This is a genomic window from Streptomyces tateyamensis (assembly GCF_003205575.1).
GTDB classification, from domain to species: Bacteria; Actinomycetota; Actinomycetes; order Streptomycetales; family Streptomycetaceae; genus Kitasatospora; species Kitasatospora tateyamensis.
In genome coordinates this window covers 1-17827 of sequence record NZ_PYBW01000022.1, presented here as the reverse complement: position 1 = coordinate 17827, position 17827 = coordinate 1, and the positions used below count along the sequence as shown (strand labels likewise).

At 73.5% G+C, this 17827-nt stretch carries 15 protein-coding genes and 1 pseudogene; 11 read left to right on the top strand and 5 right to left on the bottom strand.

The window, feature by feature from the left end; translation table 11 throughout:
• Nucleotides 1-123 precede the first annotated feature (123 nt).
• Nucleotides 124-582 (top strand): ATP-binding protein, encoded by a 459-nt coding sequence (locus tag C7C46_RS06320; protein WP_110666605.1) that lies wholly within the window; start codon nucleotides 124-126, stop codon nucleotides 580-582.
• A gap of 470 nt (nucleotides 583-1052) precedes the next feature.
• Here the strand turns inward: C7C46_RS06320 and C7C46_RS06315 are convergent, their stop codons facing one another.
• Entirely contained in the window at nucleotides 1053-2036 is a 984-nt protein-coding gene (locus tag C7C46_RS06315) for a GlxA family transcriptional regulator (RefSeq protein WP_110666603.1), read from the bottom strand.
• Between the two features lie 61 nt (nucleotides 2037-2097).
• On the opposite strand from C7C46_RS06315, the gene C7C46_RS06310 reads away from it, so the two are divergent.
• The 7 genes and pseudogenes from C7C46_RS06310 to C7C46_RS06280 all read left to right on the top strand — a co-directional run bounded on the left by C7C46_RS06310 (nucleotide 2098) and on the right by C7C46_RS06280 (nucleotide 10527).
• Complete coding sequence (locus tag C7C46_RS06310) at nucleotides 2098-3396, top strand: MFS transporter (protein ID WP_245984236.1); 1299 nt, start codon at nucleotides 2098-2100, stop codon at nucleotides 3394-3396.
• On the top strand, nucleotides 3393-4727 hold the full coding sequence (locus tag C7C46_RS06305; RefSeq protein ID WP_110666599.1) for an MFS transporter: 1335 nt from the start codon (nucleotides 3393-3395) through the stop codon (nucleotides 4725-4727). The genes C7C46_RS06310 and C7C46_RS06305 overlap by 4 nt, the downstream gene beginning before the upstream one ends.
• A complete protein-coding gene (locus tag C7C46_RS06300) occupies nucleotides 4688-5341 on the top strand; it encodes a GNAT family N-acetyltransferase (RefSeq protein WP_110666597.1) in 654 nt (217 codons plus the stop codon). The genes C7C46_RS06305 and C7C46_RS06300 overlap by 40 nt, the downstream gene beginning before the upstream one ends.
• Nucleotides 5338-5661, top strand: a complete 324-nt coding sequence (locus C7C46_RS06295; protein WP_110666596.1) for a DUF4229 domain-containing protein — start codon at nucleotides 5338-5340, stop codon at nucleotides 5659-5661. Before C7C46_RS06300 ends, C7C46_RS06295 begins: the two co-directional genes overlap by 4 nt.
• 7 nt (nucleotides 5662-5668) lie before the next feature.
• Nucleotides 5669-6673, top strand: coding sequence for a LacI family DNA-binding transcriptional regulator (locus C7C46_RS06290; RefSeq protein WP_110666594.1), 1005 nt, complete (start codon nucleotides 5669-5671; stop codon nucleotides 6671-6673).
• 123 nt (nucleotides 6674-6796) lie between these two features.
• Nucleotides 6797-7210, top strand: a pseudogene (locus tag C7C46_RS06285) (Uma2 family endonuclease); the annotation flags it as partial.
• An 89-nt stretch (nucleotides 7211-7299) separates the two neighbouring features.
• Nucleotides 7300-10527 (top strand): SdrD B-like domain-containing protein, encoded by a 3228-nt coding sequence (locus tag C7C46_RS06280; protein WP_110666590.1) that lies wholly within the window; start codon nucleotides 7300-7302, stop codon nucleotides 10525-10527.
• Between the two features lie 34 nt (nucleotides 10528-10561).
• On the opposite strand, the gene C7C46_RS06275 is transcribed toward C7C46_RS06280, so the two are convergent.
• Complete coding sequence (locus tag C7C46_RS06275) at nucleotides 10562-11770, bottom strand: MFS transporter (protein ID WP_110666588.1); 1209 nt, start codon at nucleotides 11768-11770, stop codon at nucleotides 10562-10564.
• A gap of 393 nt (nucleotides 11771-12163) precedes the next feature.
• Here C7C46_RS06275 and C7C46_RS06270 point away from each other — a divergent pair, with 393 nt between their 5' ends.
• Nucleotides 12164-13453 (top strand): dicarboxylate/amino acid:cation symporter, encoded by a 1290-nt coding sequence (locus C7C46_RS06270; RefSeq protein WP_110666586.1) that lies wholly within the window; start codon nucleotides 12164-12166, stop codon nucleotides 13451-13453.
• 66 nt (nucleotides 13454-13519) lie between these two features.
• Here C7C46_RS06270 and C7C46_RS06265 read toward each other — a convergent pair whose 3' ends face one another.
• From C7C46_RS06265 to C7C46_RS06255, 3 genes are all read right to left on the bottom strand, one after another.
• Nucleotides 13520-14080 (bottom strand): dihydrofolate reductase family protein, encoded by a 561-nt coding sequence (locus C7C46_RS06265; RefSeq protein ID WP_110666584.1) that lies wholly within the window; start codon nucleotides 14078-14080, stop codon nucleotides 13520-13522.
• Between the two features lie 79 nt (nucleotides 14081-14159).
• Nucleotides 14160-15089 carry an RNA polymerase subunit sigma-70 gene (locus tag C7C46_RS06260; protein WP_110666838.1) on the bottom strand — a complete coding sequence of 310 codons (930 nt, stop codon included), beginning with the start codon at nucleotides 15087-15089 and terminating at the stop codon, nucleotides 14160-14162.
• A 177-nt stretch (nucleotides 15090-15266) separates the two neighbouring features.
• Entirely contained in the window at nucleotides 15267-15470 is a 204-nt protein-coding gene (locus C7C46_RS06255) for a cold-shock protein (protein WP_093718378.1), read from the bottom strand.
• Nucleotides 15471-15864: 394 nt separating this feature from the next.
• On the opposite strand from C7C46_RS06255, the gene C7C46_RS06250 reads away from it, so the two are divergent.
• Both C7C46_RS06250 and C7C46_RS06245 read left to right on the top strand, forming a co-directional pair.
• The gene (locus C7C46_RS06250) at nucleotides 15865-16731 is read left to right on the top strand and encodes a menaquinone biosynthetic enzyme MqnA/MqnD family protein (protein WP_110666837.1); all 867 of its coding nucleotides are present in this window, start codon (nucleotides 15865-15867) and stop codon (nucleotides 16729-16731) included.
• A 142-nt stretch (nucleotides 16732-16873) separates the two neighbouring features.
• Nucleotides 16874-17827, top strand: a 954-nt coding sequence (locus tag C7C46_RS06245) for a serine/threonine-protein kinase (protein WP_146259002.1), incomplete at its 3' end; no start/stop codon positions are given.

Sequence of the window (17827 nt, the reverse complement as noted above, 5' to 3'; positions counted from 1 at the left end):
CCCCGATCGCTGGAATATGCCGGAAGCGCTTGTTGGCAAGGTCCTCGCAGATCATCCTGGGCCCTATTCGTGCCGACGTGATGGACAGTCGAACCGGTGGCTCGTCATGCAGGTGGTGGAGCGGTGCAGGTGCTTCAGGTAGAGCTCGCGGTGGCTGCCGACCCCGCCCAGGTCGGCCGGGCCCGGACATGGGTGCGCGACCGGCTGCTCGCGGCGGGGGCCGACCCGCGGGCCGGTTACGCCGAGACGCTGGTGCTGGTCGTCTCCGAACTGGTCACCAACGCGGTGGTGCACACCGGGTGCCCCGCGGTGCTGCGCCTGGCCCTGCCGCCCCGCAGCGGCCCGGTGCGGGTGGAGGTGGTGGATGCCAGCGGGGCGCCGCCGCTGCCCCGCCACGCGGCCGGCGATGCCACCAACGGGCGCGGCCTGGAGCTGGTCGAGCTGCTGTGCGACCGGTGGGGCTGGTATCCGCAGGAGTCGGGAAAACTGGTCTGGTGCGAGATCGAACGGTGCGGGGCCGGCCCGGATCCCGCGGCTGACGGTTCGTCGGCGGTCGAAGCGGAAATGCTGGCCGCCCCCTGAGTCCGGTGGCCCGGCCCCCCGGGAGGGCGGATCCGAAACACTTGACCGTGTACGGACGTCCGGAATGGGACAGTTCATTGACCGAAAGCCAACGCAACTGTTCTGAATTTCGGACAAGCCATTGACGTGACGTATCCAGGTGATCACGCTTGGGTCAGCTCTCCGTCGTGAGGGGACGCCAAGGCTTCGCGGCCCGGGGGACCGTCGTTGCCGTGTCGGCACGGCCGGTTGGGCCGTTCCTTGGCGAGCACGGAGGGACCGAGTGCGGGTCAGGGCCCGTACCGGCGGCTGCTCGGGCGGGGGTGCCCGGGCGGCCGCCGTCGTTCTGCGGCTCCCGATGGGGGCTTGGGCTCTCCGGCCGACCTGTGGCGTCGTCAGACTGAGGCATCGTCAGGCCGTGCTGTCGTCAGGCGGCCGTGACGTCAGCTCGCGGCGTCGTCCTGCTGTGCTGTCGTCAGGCCGCGGTGCCGTCAGCCCGCGGCGCGGAAGGTGCGCCGGTAGGCGCTCGGCGGCAGGTCCAGCCGCCCGCGCAGCTGCAGCCGCAGCGAGGCCGCGGTGCCGAAGCCGGCCTGGCGGGCCACCTGGTCGATGCTCAACTCGGTGCGCTCCAGCAGCTCCCGGGCCCGCTCGGTGCGCTGCAGGGTGAGCCACTGGCCCGGGCTGGCGCCGGTCTCCTCGCGGAACCGCCGGGTGAAGGTGCGCACGCTCATCCGGGCCCGCTCGGCCAGCATCGGCAGGGTGAGCGGCTGGTCCAGGTGCTGCAGCGCCCAGGCGCGCACCGGGCCGGTGGAGCCGCCCGGATCGAGCGCGGCGGCCACCTGCAGCTCGGTGTACTGGCGCTGGCCGCCCTCGCGCCACGGCGGCACCAGCGAGTGGCGGGCCACCCGGTTGGCCACCGCGCCGCCGTGGTCGCGCCGGATCAGGTGCAGGCACAGGTCCACCCCGGCGGCCACCCCGCCGGAGGTGAGCACGTCACCGTCGTCCACGTAGAGCGCGTCCGGGTCCACCAGGATCCGCGGGTACGCGGCGGCGAAGGCCTCGGCGTGGGCCCAGTGGGTGGTGGCCGGGCGCCCGTCCAGCAGGCCGGCCGCGGCCAGCACGAAGGAGCCGGTGCAGATCGACACCAGCCGGGTGCCGGGCCGGATCAGCGCCAGGGCGGCGGCCAGCGGTGCCGGCAGCCCGTCGGCCAGCCGCTCGTGCAGGGCGGTGGCGGCCGGCAGCACCACGGTGTCGGCCAGCGCCAGCAGCTCCGGTCCGTGCGCGACGCTGATCGTGAAGTCGGCGCTGGTCGGCACCGGCTGCCCGTCCACCGTGCAGGTGTCCACCCGGTACAGCTGCTCCCCGTCCGGTCCCCGCGCCCCGCCGAAGATCCGGGCCGGGATCCCCAGTTCGAACGCGATCACCTGGTCGAGGGCCAGTACCGCCACCCGGTGCGGGCGTTGGGTCGAGGTCATGTTCGCAATTGTGACCCTAAGCGGGTGGAAATCCACTAGTGGTCTACACCACCATGCCGCTGTGCACGATCGAACACCTCCCGCGATCTGGTCCCGCTCGTTCCGGCTCTACTTCACCGCCCGCAGCTGCGGGCTGCTCGGCGACGCGATGTTGCCGGTGGCGGTGTCCGCCGGACTGATCGGCTCCGGACACTCCGTCAGCACCGTCGGCTACGCGCTGGCCTGGTGGCTGGCCCCGTTCGCCGGCCTGATCCTGATCGGCGGCGTGCTCGCCGACCGGTTCACCGCGCGGCGCATGATGATCGGCGCCGACCTGGCCAACCTGGTGACCCGGGTGCTGCTGGCGGTGCTCTTCTTCCACGGCGTCCAGCACACCTGGCAGCTGTACGGCCTGCTCGCGGTGGCCGGCGCGGCCGGGGCGATGTTCCAGCCGGGCGCGGCCAGCACCGTGCCCCTGGTGGCCCGGGACGTGCAGGGCGCCAACGGGGTGCTGCGCACCGCGGAGGCGGTTACCGCGCTGGGCGGGCCGGCGCTGGCCGGCGCCCTGGTGGGGGCCGGCTCCACGGGGTGGGTGATGGTGCTGGCCGCCGTCACCTTCGGGCTGAGCGCGCTGTGCCTGCTCGGCCTGCGGCTCGGCCCGGTGCCCGCGCCGCCGCCCGGGGACAGCCTGTGGCGCAACCTGGTGGCCGGCTGGCGCGAGTTCCGCTCCCGCCGCTGGATGTGGGGCGTGATCCTGATCTGGATGGTCTACAGCGTCCTCGGCTCCGGGCCGCTGATCCCGCTGGCCGCCGGGGTGCTGGTGCCGGCCCACGGCTCGGCGGTGTACGGGCTGCTCAGCGCGGTGTACGGGGTGGGCACGGTGGTCGGCGGCCTGCTGGCGATCCGGTTCAAGCCGCACCGCCCGCTGGCCGCCGGCAGCCTGGCGATGCTGGCCGCGCCGCTCTACCCGCTGGGGGTGGCGCTGCACCTGGCGGTGCCGGCGCTGGCCGGCTGCCTGCTGGTGGCCGGGGCCGGCTACACCTTCTGGGGCGTCATGTGGGCCACCAGCGTGCAGACCCAGGTGCCGGGGGAGGTGCTGAACCGGATCCACGCCTACGAGGTGGCCGGGTCGGTCTGCATGGTGCCGCTCGGCTCGGCGCTGGCCGGACCGGCGGCAGGGGCCTTCGGGGCCTCGGCGGTGCTGCTCTTCGGGGCGGTGGTCACGGTGGCGGTGGTGGGGGTGCTGCTGGCGACGCCGTCGATCCGCGGGCTTCGGCGGGTGGCGGACGGCCCGGCCCGGCCGGTTGGCCCGATCCTGATGGAAGATGGCAGTCAGGCCACTCGTGAGGCGCTGGCCGCGTCGGCAGACTCGTCCGCGTGACCGAAACCACCCAGGCCGCTGCCGCCGTCTCCGCCCCCGACCAACGCCCCAGGCTGCACTACGCCTGGGTGGTGGCCGCCGTCTCGCTGGTCGTGCTGGTCGGCTCGGCCGGCTTCCGATCGGCCCCCGGCCTGATGATGACCGCCTGGAACAGCCAGTTCGGCTGGTCGCACGGCATCATCGGGGTGGCCGTCTCGGTCAACCTGGTCCTGTACGGGCTGACCGCGCCGTTCGCCGCCGCCCTGATGGACCGGTTCGGCGTCCGGATGGTCACGGTGGCCGCGCTGCTGACCATCTCGGTCGGCTCCGGGCTGACCGTGCTGATGACCCAGCCCTGGCAGCTGATCCTCTGCTGGGGCTTCCTGGTGGGCCTGGGCAGCGGCTCGATGGCCGGCGCCTTCGCCACCACCATCACCGGGCGCTGGTTCCAGGCCCGGCAGGGCCTGGTCACCGGCGTGCTGACGGCGGCCGGCGCGGCCGGCAACCTGGTCTTCCTGCCGGTGCTCTCCTGGCTGGTCCAGGGGGCCGGCTGGAAGGTCGCGGTGATGGTGGTCTCGCTCTCGGCCACCGCGGTCTCGATCCCCGTCCTGCTGTTCATGCGGGAGCGGCCCGCCGACGTCGGTCAGCTGCCGTACGGGGCCCGGCCCGGCGACGCGCAGGTTGCGCCGGCCGCCGGCGGCCGGGCCGTCTCGCGGACCCTGCGGGTGCTGCGCGAGGCCGCCGTCACCAAGGCCTTCTGGCTGCTGGCCGGCTCCTTCGCGATCTGCGGGGCCACCACGGTCGGCCTGGTCGGCACCCACTTCATCCCCGCCGCGCACGACCACGGGATGCCGGAGACCACCGCGGCCTCGCTGCTCGCGCTGGTCGGCCTGTTCGACGTGGTCGGCACGGTGGCCAGCGGCTGGCTCACCGACCGGGTCGACTCGGTCAAGCTGCTGGTCGCCTACTACGGCCTGCGCGGGCTCTCGCTGGTGCTGCTGCCGCATCTGTTCGCCTCCGACGTGAAGCCGCCGGTGCTGGCCTTCGTGATCTTCTACGGGTTGGACTGGGTGGCCACCGTGCCGCCGACCATCGCGATCTGCCGGCGCCACTTCGGGGCCGACGCGCCGATCGTCTTCGGCTGGGTGCTGGCCTGCCACCAGATCGGCGGCTCGGTCGCGGCCACCGCGGCCGGGGTGCTGCGCGACCGGAACGGCGACTACGACCTGGCCTGGTACGCGGCCGGCGCGCTCTGCCTGCTGGCGCTGTTGGCCTGTCTGGCGCTTCGGGGGCGCTCAGTAGGATCGAAGGCATGGCCGACCCCCTTGTCTTCACCCTCGATCCGGAGCTGACCCCCGAGCTGCGGGCGCAGATCGTCACGCTCTGGACCGAGGTGACCAACGCCGGCGGGGCGGTCGGCTTCGTCCCGCCGGTCACCGAGGACCGGGTGCGGGCCACCGCGGAGAAGCAGTTCGCGGGGCTCGGCGGTGGGGCGGGGACCGGGGCCGGGGCCGGCGCGGCCGGTGATCCGGACGCCGACCGGCTGCTGGTCGCCCGGGCCGGAGCTGACGGGCCGTTGGTGGCCGTGCTCTTCTTCGAGAGCATGCGGTTCGACCTGATGGCGCACTGGCGGCTGCTCAAGCGGGTCATGGTCGACCCCAAGCAGCAGGGCCGGGGCGTCGGCGTGGCGCTGCTGGCCGAGGCCGAGCGGGTCGCCCGCGACTGGGGGCTGGCCGGGCTGCGGCTGACCGCGCGGGGCGGGATGGGGCTGGAGAAGTTCTACCGGCGGTGCGGGTACACCGAAGTGGGACGGGTGCCCGGGGCGATCCGGGTGGCGCCGGGGGACGACCGGGACGACATCACCTTCTGGTTGGCGCTGGACCGACCGGCCCTGCAAGATCGCCCCGCCGGGCATGCTTACATGGAAGGCCCGCTCCGTACTCGCGCAGAAGGAACCGTCCCGTGAGCAGCAAGTCGCACGCCACGCTCCGCTACACCTCCCTCCGGGCCACCGTCTTCCTCGTCTGCCTGCTGGTCTTTGCGCTGCTCGGCCACTTCCAGGTCATCCCGGTGGTCGGCGCCACCGGCTTCGTCTTCCTGGTGCTGCTGGCGGGCCTGGTCTCGGCGCCGATCAGCTACGTGCTGCTGAGCAAGCAGCGGGACGAGATGTCCGAGCAGATCGTCGGCCGGGTCTCCTCGATCAAGGCGCGCACCAAGGACCGGATCGCGGCGCAGAACGCCGAGGAGGACGCGGCCGACGAGGCGGCGCGGGCCGCGCAGAACTGACACCTCGGTGACCGCCTCCTCGCCCGCGCGCCGTCCGACCGGCCGGGATGTGGCCCAGCTGGCCGGCGTCTCGCAGGCCACCGTCTCGCTGGTCTTCTCCGGGGGAGAGGCCGGCCACCGGGTCTCCGCCGCCACCCGGGAACGGGTGCTGGAGGCGGCCCGCGGGCTGGGGTACCGGCCGCAGGCGGCGGGGCGTCAACTGCGGCTCGGGCGCAGCGGGATGGCGATGCTGGCGGTGCCCAACCTGCAGGGGCCGTTCTTCGGTCGGGTGCTGGCGGGAGTGCACGAGGAGGCCGCGCGACACGGGCTGGACGTGGTGGTCTCCTCCGGCTGGAGCGCGGCCACCCTGGCGGAGGCGGCCACCAGCACCCGGTTCGACGGGCTGCTCGTCTGCTCGCCGGACGACAGCCAGCTCGGTGCGCTGCCGCCCGGGACCCCGGTGGTCTTCCTCGACGCGGACCCGGCCGCCGCCGGGGGCGCGCCCACCATCGAGCTCGACCTCGCGGGCGGCATGGCGGCCGCCGTCGCCCACCTGACCGCCCTGGGCCACCGCCGACTGGGCCGGCTGCGGTCCACCCACAGCGCGTACACCTTCCGGGTCCGGCAGGCCGCGTTCGAGCGGGCGACGGCCGGCCTGGAGGTGCTCGAGCACGGGGTCTCCCTCAACCGCGGCGAGTCCGCCGCCCGCCAGGCCGCGCTCGCCCTGCTCTCCCGCCCGGACCGGCCGCACGCGGTGGTCTGCGACGACGACGTGGTGGCCTCGGGCCTCTACCAGGCGGCCGCTGACCTGGGGCTGTCGATCCCGGGGGACGTGTCGGTGGTCGGCATCGACAACATCTCCGTCGCGGCGATGCTCACCCCGCCGCTCACCACGGTCGACCTCCCGGGCGAGCGCCTGGGCAGCGCGGGCATCGCAGCCCTGGCAGCGGTCCTGAACGGGACACCGGCCGAGCTGGTGCCGCCACTGGCGACCTCACTGATCGTCAGGTCCTCCACTCGCGCGTCAGCCTGACCCCCGGGAAGTCGGCCCAGCCGACTTCCCGGTCGTTGACCAGGGCTCGCCGCCTCGGCTCGTCCACCTCACCTGCCGTCGTAGGAGCGGAAGGAGGCGGACACGGCCCGGATCCTGAAGTCCACAGCTGACGTGATCCGCGAGCAGCTCGGCCGACGTGTCCGGGAGCTCGACTGTCGAATGGGCTCCGGCGATCTGGACCTCCCCGGTAGCAGCAACTGGTACATCCCCGACATCGCCGTCGTCCCGCGCGCTCCGGCCAAGGACGCCGGCGCGCTGCTGCCGGACCAGACGCTGCTCGTGGTGGAGGTGACCTCCGACTCCGACGGTGACACCGACCGCGTGGTCAAGCGGCGCCGGTACGCCGAGTACGGGGCGCCGCTCTACCTCCTGGTGGACCGTCAGGAGCGCACCTGCACCCTCTTCTCCGAGCCGGGCCCGCTCGGGTACACGATGGCGGCGGGGCCGTACCCCTTCGGCACGCCGGTCGCGCTGCCCGAGCCGTTCGGGTCGGAGCTGCGGACCGAGGAGTTCTGAGCAGCGCAGCTGCGCCGTCCGGCTGAAATATCGTCATCTCATCACGTGCCGTCCGGGCCCGCATCAGCCGGTCAGATGAACTGCGCAGTATGCGTACTCCCATTCGGACCGGGCGAATCGTCTCGGTACTGGCCCTCGTGGCGGGCTCGCTGCTCGGCAGCGGGGTGCTCGCGGCACCGGCTCAGGCGGCCATCTCCTTCAGCAAGACCGTGGACAAGGCCACCGTGGCGCCGGGGGAGCACGTCACCTACACCCTGAAGTACACCTGCTCGACCACCGAGTGCGCCGACGGGCTGATCACCGACACCCTGCCGCCGGGCATGGAGTTCGTCGGGTGGACCCCCGACGCCTCCACCGTGGACCTGGCCCGCTCGACCGTGCCGACCCAGGGGACGGTGGGCGGGACGATGCGGATCAAGCTGCACACCCCGCTCTCCCCGGGCACCACCGCGACCATCACCGTGGTCCTCAGGTTCCCGAACTTCACCACGGCCAACGGCACCAGGACCACCAACTCGGCGACCCTGACCGCCGACGGCGAGACCCCGGTGACCGCCACCGCCGACACCACGGCCCGGGTCGCCCCCCACTACAAGGTGACCAAGGGGATCGGCGCCAGCAGCGCGGACGGACGGACCGTCACCTACCAGTTCAGTGCCTGCTCCACGGCCGGCGTGCCCAACGTGGACCTGGACACCAGTCGGCTGCTGGACACCCTGCCGGCCGGCGCCGTGGTGGACACCGGCCGCTCGCCCGGCTGGTCCCAGGTGGCGCCGGGGCCCAACACCTGGGGCTTCGACATCGGTGAGTTCCGCTCCGGCAACGGGCAGGCGGGCTGCCGCAACCCGGGCCAGCTGGTGGTCCACTACCCGCAGGCCCAGTTCCCCAACGGGACCACCTCCACCAACACCGTGGACCTGAACGGCGACCCGTTGGGCCCCGACCCGGAGACGAAGCTGGACACCGCCTCCACCACCACCGGCCAGTTCCAGCCGCCGGCCTCGGGCGTGGTGGTCACCGCCAGCAAGGTGTGGAACGACAAGGTGGCCTCCGGCGACCTGAACAGCTTCAGCCTGGCCGCGACCAACACGGCCGGCCCGGCCACCAGCCTGACCATGACCGACCCGGGCACCGGCACCACCCCCGCAGGCCTGTACAACTGGCTCTACCCGCAGTCGCTGCAGTTCCAGCCGTGGAGCCCGAACAGCATCCTGCTCACCCTGCAGTACCGGCTCGACGGCGACCCGACCTGGCGGACCTTCACCCCGGGCGCCGCGCTGAACGGCTCCGCCGCCCGCCGGATCACCTTCGTCGAAGGCACGGGCAATCCGGCCGACGACGAACTCGGCATCCCGGCCGGCCGCTGGCTGGACGGCCTCAAGTTCACCTGGAACGGACCGATCCCGACCGGCTGGAGCCCGGGCACCGGCGTGCAGCTGGTCACCCAGGTGGTCACCCCGGGCCACGACGGCACCGCCGCGCCCGTCCCGCTGACCAACTGCCTGGACACCACCGCCACCGACGGCACCAACAACTCGACCGCCAACGGCTGCGCCTCCACCACCGTGACGGCCGGCACCAACCTGGGGGCGGCCAAGACCACGACGGCCGGCTCGGTGCTGGCCCCGGGCGGCACGGCCACCTTCCAGGTGATCCCGTACAACCGCACCGGCCGGGCGCTGGACCGTCCGCTGGTGCTGTACGACGTGCTGCCGGTCGGCCTGGTCTACGTGGACGGCTCGGCCCGCCCGGACCCGGCGTACCCGGACTCCAAGGCGCCGCAGTCGGTCACCGTCTCCGCCGGTCCGAACGGCCGTCAGGTGGTCAGGATGGTCTGGCCGGCCGGCTCGCCCGACATGACCTACCTGCACGACAACCTGGCCTACCGGATGCTCTTCGACGCCGTGGTGGCCGGCAGCGTGCGGGCCGGCACGCTGACCAACGACGTGTACGTCACCGCCGACCGGCCCACCGAGCCGGTCACCTGCTACTACAACGGCACCGACTCCGGCGTGCCGGACGGCGTGGACCTGAACGGCAACGGCGACACCGCCGAGACCGTGTGCCCGGCCTCCTCCCAGGTCCAGGTCGAGGTGCCGAGCGTGCTGCGCTCGTACAAGGAGGTCAAGGGCGACCAGGACGCGGACTACGGTGCGATGGGCACCGCCTCACCCGGCGGGCAGCTCTCCTACCGGATGACGGTGCGCAACGACTCGCCCGACCCGGTCACCGACTTCCTCGCCTACGACCGGCTGCCCACGCCCGGCGACGGCTACGTGCTGCACCCGGACGCGCCGCGCGGCAGCGCCTGGGCCCCCTCACTCAGCCGGCCGATCACCAGCAGCGACCCGACCGTGGTGATCGAGTACTCCACCGCCGCCAACCCCTGCGTGGACACCAAGGTGCTGGCCCGCGCCGCCGACACCGGCTGCGACCCGGCAGCCGCCTGGTCCACCGCCTTCCCCGGCCCGGGCGTGGCCACCTGGTTCCGGGTCAGCCGCCCGGGGACCCTGGCGTCCGGGGCGAGCTTCACCCTCACCTGGCCGATGGTGGCCCCGGTGGACGCGCCGGACGGCGAGTACGCCTGGAACAGCTTCGCCTACACCGCCACCGACGTGAACGGCCAGCAGCTGCTGCCGGCCGAGCCCGCCAAGGTCGGCGTCGCGGTCAAGGAGACCAAGCCGTCCGACAACGCGCTGGGCGACCTCGTCTGGCAGGACGTCAACGGCGACGGGATCCAGCAGCCGGGCGAGCCGGGCATCGCCGGCGTCACGGTCGAGCTGCTGGACGGCAACGGCCAGCCGGTGCGCGACAAGGACGGCAAGCCGGTGACCACAATGACTGGCCCGGACGGGCGCTACCTGTTCGACGGCCTGCCGGACGGCGGCTACGCGGTCCGGTTCGACCTGGCCACGTTGCCCAAGGACGGCAAGGTGACCAAGCAGCACGCGGGCGGCGACCCGGCGCTGGACTCGGATGCCGATCGGACCACCGGGCTCACCCCGACCGTCACCCTGGCCGGCGGGCAGCGCGACCTGACGGTGGACATGGGCGTGGTCCTGCCCGCGCCGCCGACCCCGACGCCGACGCCCACTCCCAGGCCGACCCCGACCCCCACGCCTACCGTGAGCCCGACCCCGTCGCCGTCACCGACCGCCGGCTACACCGGTGCGAGCCCCACGGCCAGTGGAAGTCCGCTGCCGCACACGGGCAGCGACGTACCGGTCGGTCTGCTGGCCGTGATCGCGGGCATCCTGGCGCTGGGTGGCCTGGTGCTCTGCGCGGTGGCCTTGCGCCGACCGGGCCGACACGGGTGACGGCCGGTGAGCAGGACGGCTGACTGACGGTCAGTCAAGCAGCGACCAGTGGCGCCGCCGCCGGCGGCGCCACTGGCGTTTCCAGCTGCTGCCGGGCGAGCCAGAGCAGCAGGCCGCCCAGCGTGATCCCGCCGACCGCGCACCAGGCCACGGCGGTGAGCGAGGTCGACACCAGCGAGCCGGAGACCGCGTAGCCGAGCGCGTTGCCGGTGGCGAACAGGGTGACCAGCCAGGCGAAGGCCTCGGTCACGGTGCCGGCCGGGGCCAGCTCGGCGACCAGGACGAAGGCGGCCGCCAGCAGGGGGGCCAGGCCCAGCCCGGAGACGAAGGCGAGGACGGCCATCAGGGGCGGGGAGGGCAGCGCGAGCAGCGGCAGGTAGCAGCAGGCCATCAGCAGGGCCAGCGCCCAGGTCCGGGTGGCGGTGGAGCTGCGCAGCTTGAGCGAACCGTAGCGGAGCGCGCCGAGCAGGCCCGCCAGGGCGGCCAGCGCGAGCAGCAGGCCGGCGCCGCCGGGCAGCTGGTGCTTGTGCTGGTCGGCGTAGGCGATGAAGAGCATGTTCTGCGCGCCGACCGTCCAGCCGGCGCCGGCCAGGCCGATCAGCAGCAGCACCAGGCCGGGGGAGCGCAGCGGGCCGAGCAGGTCGGCGCCGTGCTCGCGCGGCTGGGCCCGCCAGCGGCGGGCGGGCGCGGCGGGGGCCACCACCAGGGCGCCGAGCAGGCCGAGCGCGGCGGCGGTCCACAGGCCGGCGGTGGGCCCGGCGGTGCCGGCGATCCCGGCCACGGCGAGCGGGCCGGCCACGTAGAGGATCTGCTGCGAGGCGGAGTCGAAGGCGTAGGCGGTGTCGAGCTGGTCGGCCCGCACCACGTCCGGCCACAGCGCCCGCAGGCACGGCTCCAGCGGGGGCATCGCGGCCCCGGCGACGGCGGCCCCGGCGAGCGCGGCCACCAGGCTGCCCGGGTCCAGGGCCAGCAGGGCGTAGCCGAGGCCGGCCAGTACCGCGGAGCAGAGCAGCACCCGGGGCTGGCCGGTGCGGTCCACGATCCGGCCCAGCACCGGGCCGCCGACCGCGGCCGCCAGCGCGTAGGCGGCAACGGCCAGGCCGGCCCGGCCGTAGGAGGCGCCCGCCTCCCGCAACGCCAGCGAGATCACCAGCGCGGTCATGCCGGCGGGCAGCCGGCCGAGCAGGGTGCCGGTCAGCAGGCGGGTGACGTGCGGGGCGCGGAGCAGGGCGAGGTAGCCCACGGAGGGTCTCCCGGGGTCGTGCGGAGGGCGGGGCGGAATAAGAAGTTATACGTATAACCTACCGATGGTCAAACACGGGTCCGGGGCTCGTTCGCATCCGTATCTCAAACTTGTACTTTGAACATCTCAAATCTTTAGTGGTAGCTTGTCGCCCATGACCACCCCAGACGCGCTCCGGCAGCAGGGCATGAGCAGCCCGCTCATGGCGTGCGCCGTGCGGTGTCCGGGTGCTCCGGTGGACTGCCGCGCCCGCTCGTGTCGCGTTCCGAGCTGTAGCTAGGCGGCGTACCACCCGCCCCGGCCGTTGCAGGCCAGGGCCCTGCTGTCCCCGTGTGCGCCGCCGTGCCCCGCCCGCCCCTCCACCACGTCCACGACCGACGGAGCCGCACTCCCATGTCCACCGCGCCCACCGCGCCCACCGCGCTCGCCCGCCTGCGCCGCACCCCGTTCTGGGTGCAGATCGTCGCCGGCCTGGTGCTCGGCGTCGTCCTCGGCTTCACCGCCCGCCAGTACGACGTGTCCTGGCTGACCACCACGCTGGACACCATCGGCAAGACCTTCGTCCAGCTGCTCAAGCTGGCCGTACCGCCGCTGGTCTTCAGCGCGATCGTGGTCTCCATCGCCAACCTGCGCAACGTCACCAACGCCGCCCGGCTGGCCGTGCGCACCCTGCTCTGGTTCCTGGCCACCAGCCTGATCGCGGTCTCCATCGGCATGACGATCGGTCTGCTGACTGACCCGGGCCACGGCACCCACCTGTCCACCAGCGGCCTCAAGGCCCCGGCCGACTCCGGCTCCTGGGTGGACTTCCTGACCGGGATCATCCCCACCAACATCGCCGACGCCTTCCTGAAGGTGAACGTGCTCCAGATCGTCTTCCTGGCGGTGGTGGCCGGTGCGGCGCTGCTCAAGGTCGGCGAGAAGGCCGCTCCGATCCTCAAGCTGAACGAGGCGCTGCTGGAGCTGGTGCAGACCGCGCTCTGGTGGGTGATCCGGCTGGCCCCGCTCGGCACCCTGGGCCTGATCGGCAAGTCGGTGGCCAAGTACGGCTGGGACCTGCTCCGTCCGCTGGCCACCTTCACCGCCGACATCTACGTCGGCTGCGCGCTGGTGCTGTTCGTCGTCTACTCGCTGCTGCTGCGCTTCGCCGGCGGGCTCAACCCCGTCCGGTTCTACCAAGGTGCCTGGCCGGCCATCCAGCTGGCCTTCGTCTCGCGCTCCTCGGTCGGCACCCTGCCGGTCACCCGCCGGGTCACCGAGCGGCTCGGCGTGCCGAGCGAGTACGCCAGCTTCGCGGTCCCCTTCGGCGCCACCACCAAGATGGACGGCTGCGCGGCGATCTACCCCTCGATCGCGGCGATCTTCGTGGCCCAGGTCTACGGCATCCACCTGGGCATCGGCGACTACCTGCTGATCGCCTTCGTCTCGGTGATCGGCTCGGCCGCCACCGCCGGTCTGACCGGCGCGATCGTGATGCTCACGCTGACCCTGTCCACCCTGGGCCTGCCGCTGGAGGGCGTGGGCCTGCTGCTGGCGATCGACCCGATCCTGGACATGATGCGCACCGCGACCAACGTGGCCGGTCAAGTAGTGGTCCCGGTGCTGGTCTCGGCCCGGGAGAAGACGCTGGACCGCGCCGCGTACGACAACCCGACCGGTGAGCTGTACGACACCGTGGCGTGACGCACCCGTGGGGGGTGGGGCCGGGTTCCGAGGGGAACCCGGCCCCGGTGCGTTGCGGCCCGCTGCTCAGCCCGCGGCGCGCCCGTACCGGGTGTAGAGCGAGTGCCCGATGGGCTCGCTCTCCAGCAGCGCCAGCTCCTGGTAGGGGCCACCCGGCGGGAAGAGCGGCTCGCCGGTGCCGAGCACGGTGGGCAGGGTGATCAGGCGGTACTCGTCCACCAGGTCGGCCGCCGCCAGTTCGCGGGCCAGCGGCAGCGAGCCCATCACCACCACGTCGCGGTCCGCCCGCTTCACCGCCTCGACCGGATCGCCGGCCAGCAGGTCGGAGTTGGCCCACTCGGGCAGCTCGGTCAGGGTGCGGGAGGCGACCAGCTTGCGGGCCCCGTTCATGACGTCCGCGAACTCGCCCGTCCGGTCCGGCCAGAGCCCGGCGAACCCCTGCCAGGTGCGGCGGCCCAGGAGCAGCACGCCCTGTCGGAGGACCGGGGCGATCCGGAACGCGTCCCCCGCGAGCTCCGGGCCGCGCCCGTACCGGAACAGCCAGCCGCCGCGCGCGGTGCCCTCCGTCCCGGTCGGGTCGGAGACGATTCCGTCCAGCGAGATGTACTGAATGACGATCACACTCATGGTCCTGGCCTTCCAGTCCGTTCCGGCGGCGTGCCCTGCTGCACCCGCCACCAGTACGTACCGGCGAGCCGGGCCGAACTCATCGCGCCCGCGGCGGGAATTCCGCGGGCAGTTCGAAGCAGGCCAGCACCCGCGGCTCGGTGTAGACGGTGGTCCGGGTGACCAGCGCGCCCGCCACGGTCAGCAGTTGAACGCTGTGCAACCGGTGGCCGCCCGCCGGGTCCGGAGCGTAGGCGATCAGGGCCGGCTGGCCGTTGGCCTGTTCCAGCCGCGCCCGCCAGCCGCGCCCGCGCAGCCGGAACGCCCGTTCCATGAACTGCCCGTAGTGCGCCGGGCCGAGCAGCCAGAACGCCACCGGCGGCATCTCCAGCACCATGTCGGCGGCCAGCAGCCGGACCAGCTCGGGCACGTCGGCCGCCTCGAAGGCGCGCAGGTAGCGCTGCGCCACCGCCTGCACCTCGGGGTCGGCGGGTTCGCGGTACTGCTCGGCCGCACCGTCCAGCTCGCGCACCGCCCGCCGGGCCCGCTGCAGCGTGCTGTTGACCGCCGCCACGCTGGGCGCCAGCTGTTCGGCCACCTCGGCCGCGGAGAACTCCAGCACCTCGCGCAGCACCAGCACGGCGCGCTGACGGGCCGGCAGCGTCTGGACCGCCGCCAGCCAGGCCAGTCGCAGGTCGGCGCGGGCCGCCAGGTCGAACCGGCGGTCGGGGAACGGCTCCAGCCAGGGCACCTCGGGGGTGGGGGTGAGCGGGGCGCCCGGGTCCTCGCCGGGTGCGCCGAGGCCGGCCGGCAGCGGGCGCCGGGCCCGGCCGGACAGCGCGGTCAGGCAGACGTTGGTGGTGATCCGGTACAGCCAGGTGCGGACCGAGGCGCGCTGCGGGTCGTAGCCCGCCCGCGCCTTCCAGGCCCGCAGCAGCGCCTCCTGCACCAGGTCCTCGGCGTCCTGGAAGGACCCGGTCATCCGGTAGCAGTAGGCCAGCAGCTCGGTGCGGTACGGCGCGAGGTCCACCCGGGCATTGTGCACCAGCTGACGGTGCGTCAGATCGACGGCCAAACGGCAGGGGGCCCGGCAGGCGGGCCCCCTTGGTACTGCGAGTCATGCTCCTGCGGCCCACGGGCGGGCCGTCCCGGACCCCGCGCGGGCGGGTCCTGAGCGGTCAGTGATCAGAGAATGATCAAAGAATGATCAGAGGGCGGTGACGTTCTCCGCCTGCGGGCCCTTCGGGCCCTGGGTGACGTCGAAGCTGACCGCCTGGTTCTCCTCCAGCGAACGGAAGCCGTTCGCATTGATGGCGGAGTAGTGGACGAAGACGTCGGGGCCGCCGCCCTCCTGGGCGATGAAGCCGAAGCCCTTCTCAGCGTTGAACCACTTGACGGTTCCCGTGGCCATGCCGTTCTCCTTGCGAGGGACGTATTGGACGCCACACTGTGTGGCGTCCGGTCCGCTGCGCTGATCGCCCCGCCCTCCGAACTGGTGGGCCCGGAGGTTTTCGCACAATGCTGAAAAACTACAAAAAGCCCGCGGTTACATGCTCCGCAGGCTTCAAGTACTGCAAGGGGAATCAAACTGCAACTGGATGAAACGGTAGCACGGAGGCGCGGGCTCGACCAGGGGTGTCTCGTGGTGCCGAGGGGGTGTGTCGGGCCCGTGTCGCACGGGGGTCGTGCCGGGTGATCGAGGGTGCGGGCATACCCTGCGAAGACGGGTACGACGGGCAAGGGAGCACGCGGTGGCTGATCTGCTGGAGCAGGCCGAGGAGACGGGCGAAACGGGTGCGGCGGCCGTGCCGGGCGAGCGCGGTCCGCGCCCGCGGGTGGGCCACATCCAGTTCCTGAACTGCGTGCCGCTGTACTGGGGGCTGGCCCGCACCGGCAGCCTGCTCGACCTCGACCTGACCAAGGACACTCCGGAGAAGCTGAGCGACCTGCTGGTGCAGGGCGCGCTCGACCTCGGCCCGATCACCTGCGTGGAGTACCTGCGCCACGCGGACGAGCTGGTGGTGCTGCCGGACATCGCGGTCGGCAGCGACGGCCCCGTGATGTCCTGCGTGATCGTCAGCAAGGTCCCGCTGGCCGAGCTGGACGGGCGGCCGGTGGCGCTCGGCTCGACCAGCCGGACCTCGGTGCGGCTGGCCCAGCTCCTGCTGCAGGAGCGGGAGGGCGTGCGGCCCGAGTACTTCAGCTGCCCGCCCGACCTGGACGCGATGCTGGCCCGGGCGGACGCCGCGGTGCTGATCGGCGACCCGGCGCTCAAGGCCACCCTGGAGGCCGGCCGGCACCCGGAGTACACCGTGCACGACCTCGGGCAGCTGTGGAAGGACTGGACCGGCCTGCCGTTCGTCTTCGCGGTCTGGGCGGCCCGCCGGGAGTTCGTCGAGCAGCGGCCGGAGCTGGCCGCCGCGGTGCACCGGGCCTTCCTGGAGTCGCGTGACCTGTCGCTGCTGGAGGCGGGCAAGGTGGCGGCGCAGGCGGCCCGCTGGGAGGAGTTCGACGCCGGGGTGCTGGAGACCTACTTCAGCCAGGCGCTGGACTTCTCGCTGGGCGAGCGGCAGTTGGCCGGGATCGCCGAGTTCGCCCGCCGGGTGGCCCACGACAGCGGCTTCGCCCCGGACGTGACGGTCCACCTGCTGGCGGACAGTCGGATCGCCTGATCCGGTAGGCCCGCGCCCCGCCCGCACCCCGCCCGGGCCCCGCCCGGGCCCCGCCCGCCCACCAGCCCCGACCCTGTACGGTCGTCCGCGGCTGGCTCGGCCCGCACGGGGGGCCCGGCACGAGGCGGATCGGGAGGTCCAGGTGGAGCAGCTGGGGGCGGACGACCCGCGGCAGGTCGGCGGGTACCGGCTGCTGCGCCGGCTCGGCTCGGGCGGCATGGGCCGGGTCTACCTGGGCCGTTCGGCCGGCGGCCGCACGGTCGCCGTCAAGGTGGTCCGGCCGGAGCTGGCGGACGACGCCGAGTTCCGCGCCCGGTTCCGGCAGGAGGTGGCCTCCGCCCGCCTGGTCGGCGGCCGCTGGACCGCCCCGGTGCTGGACGCGGACACCGAGGGTGCGACCCCGTGGGTGGCCACCGGCTACGTGGCCGGCCCCGCGCTGGGCGCCGCCGTGCAGCAGTACGGCCCGCTTCCCGCCGACGCGGTGCAGGTGCTCGGCGTCGGGCTGGCCGGGGCGCTCGCCGCGGTGCACGGGCTCGGCCTGGTGCACCGCGACGTCAAGCCGTCCAACGTGCTGCTCGCGCTGGACGGGCCGCGGCTGATCGACTTCGGCATCGCCCGGGCGCTGGACGCCGCCGCACTCACCCAGTCCGGCTTCGTGGTCGGCTCGCCCGGCTACATGTCGCCCGAGCAGGCGCACGGCGAGCCGGCCGGCCCGCCCAGCGACGTCTTCTCGCTGGCCGCCGTGCTGGCCTACGCCGCCACCGGGACCGCCCCGTTCGGCGAGGGGGTCAGCGCGGCCGTGCTGCTCTACCGGGTGATCCACGAGGACCCGGACCTGTCGGGCGTGGCGGACGAGGGGCTGCGCGCGCTGCTGGCGGCCGCGCTCGCCAAGCAGCCGCAGCAGCGGCCCGCCCCGCAGGAGTTCGGGCAGCGGCTGGCCGCGCTCGGGGCGGCCGGGGAGAGCGGGACGGTACGGCTCGGGCGGGGCGGCTGGCTGCCGCCGGTGCTGGCGGAGGCGGTCGGGCGGCAGGCGGTGGAGCTGCTGGAGCTGGAGGGGGAGCAGGCGGTGGACGCCGCCGCGGCGCCCGGCCGGCCC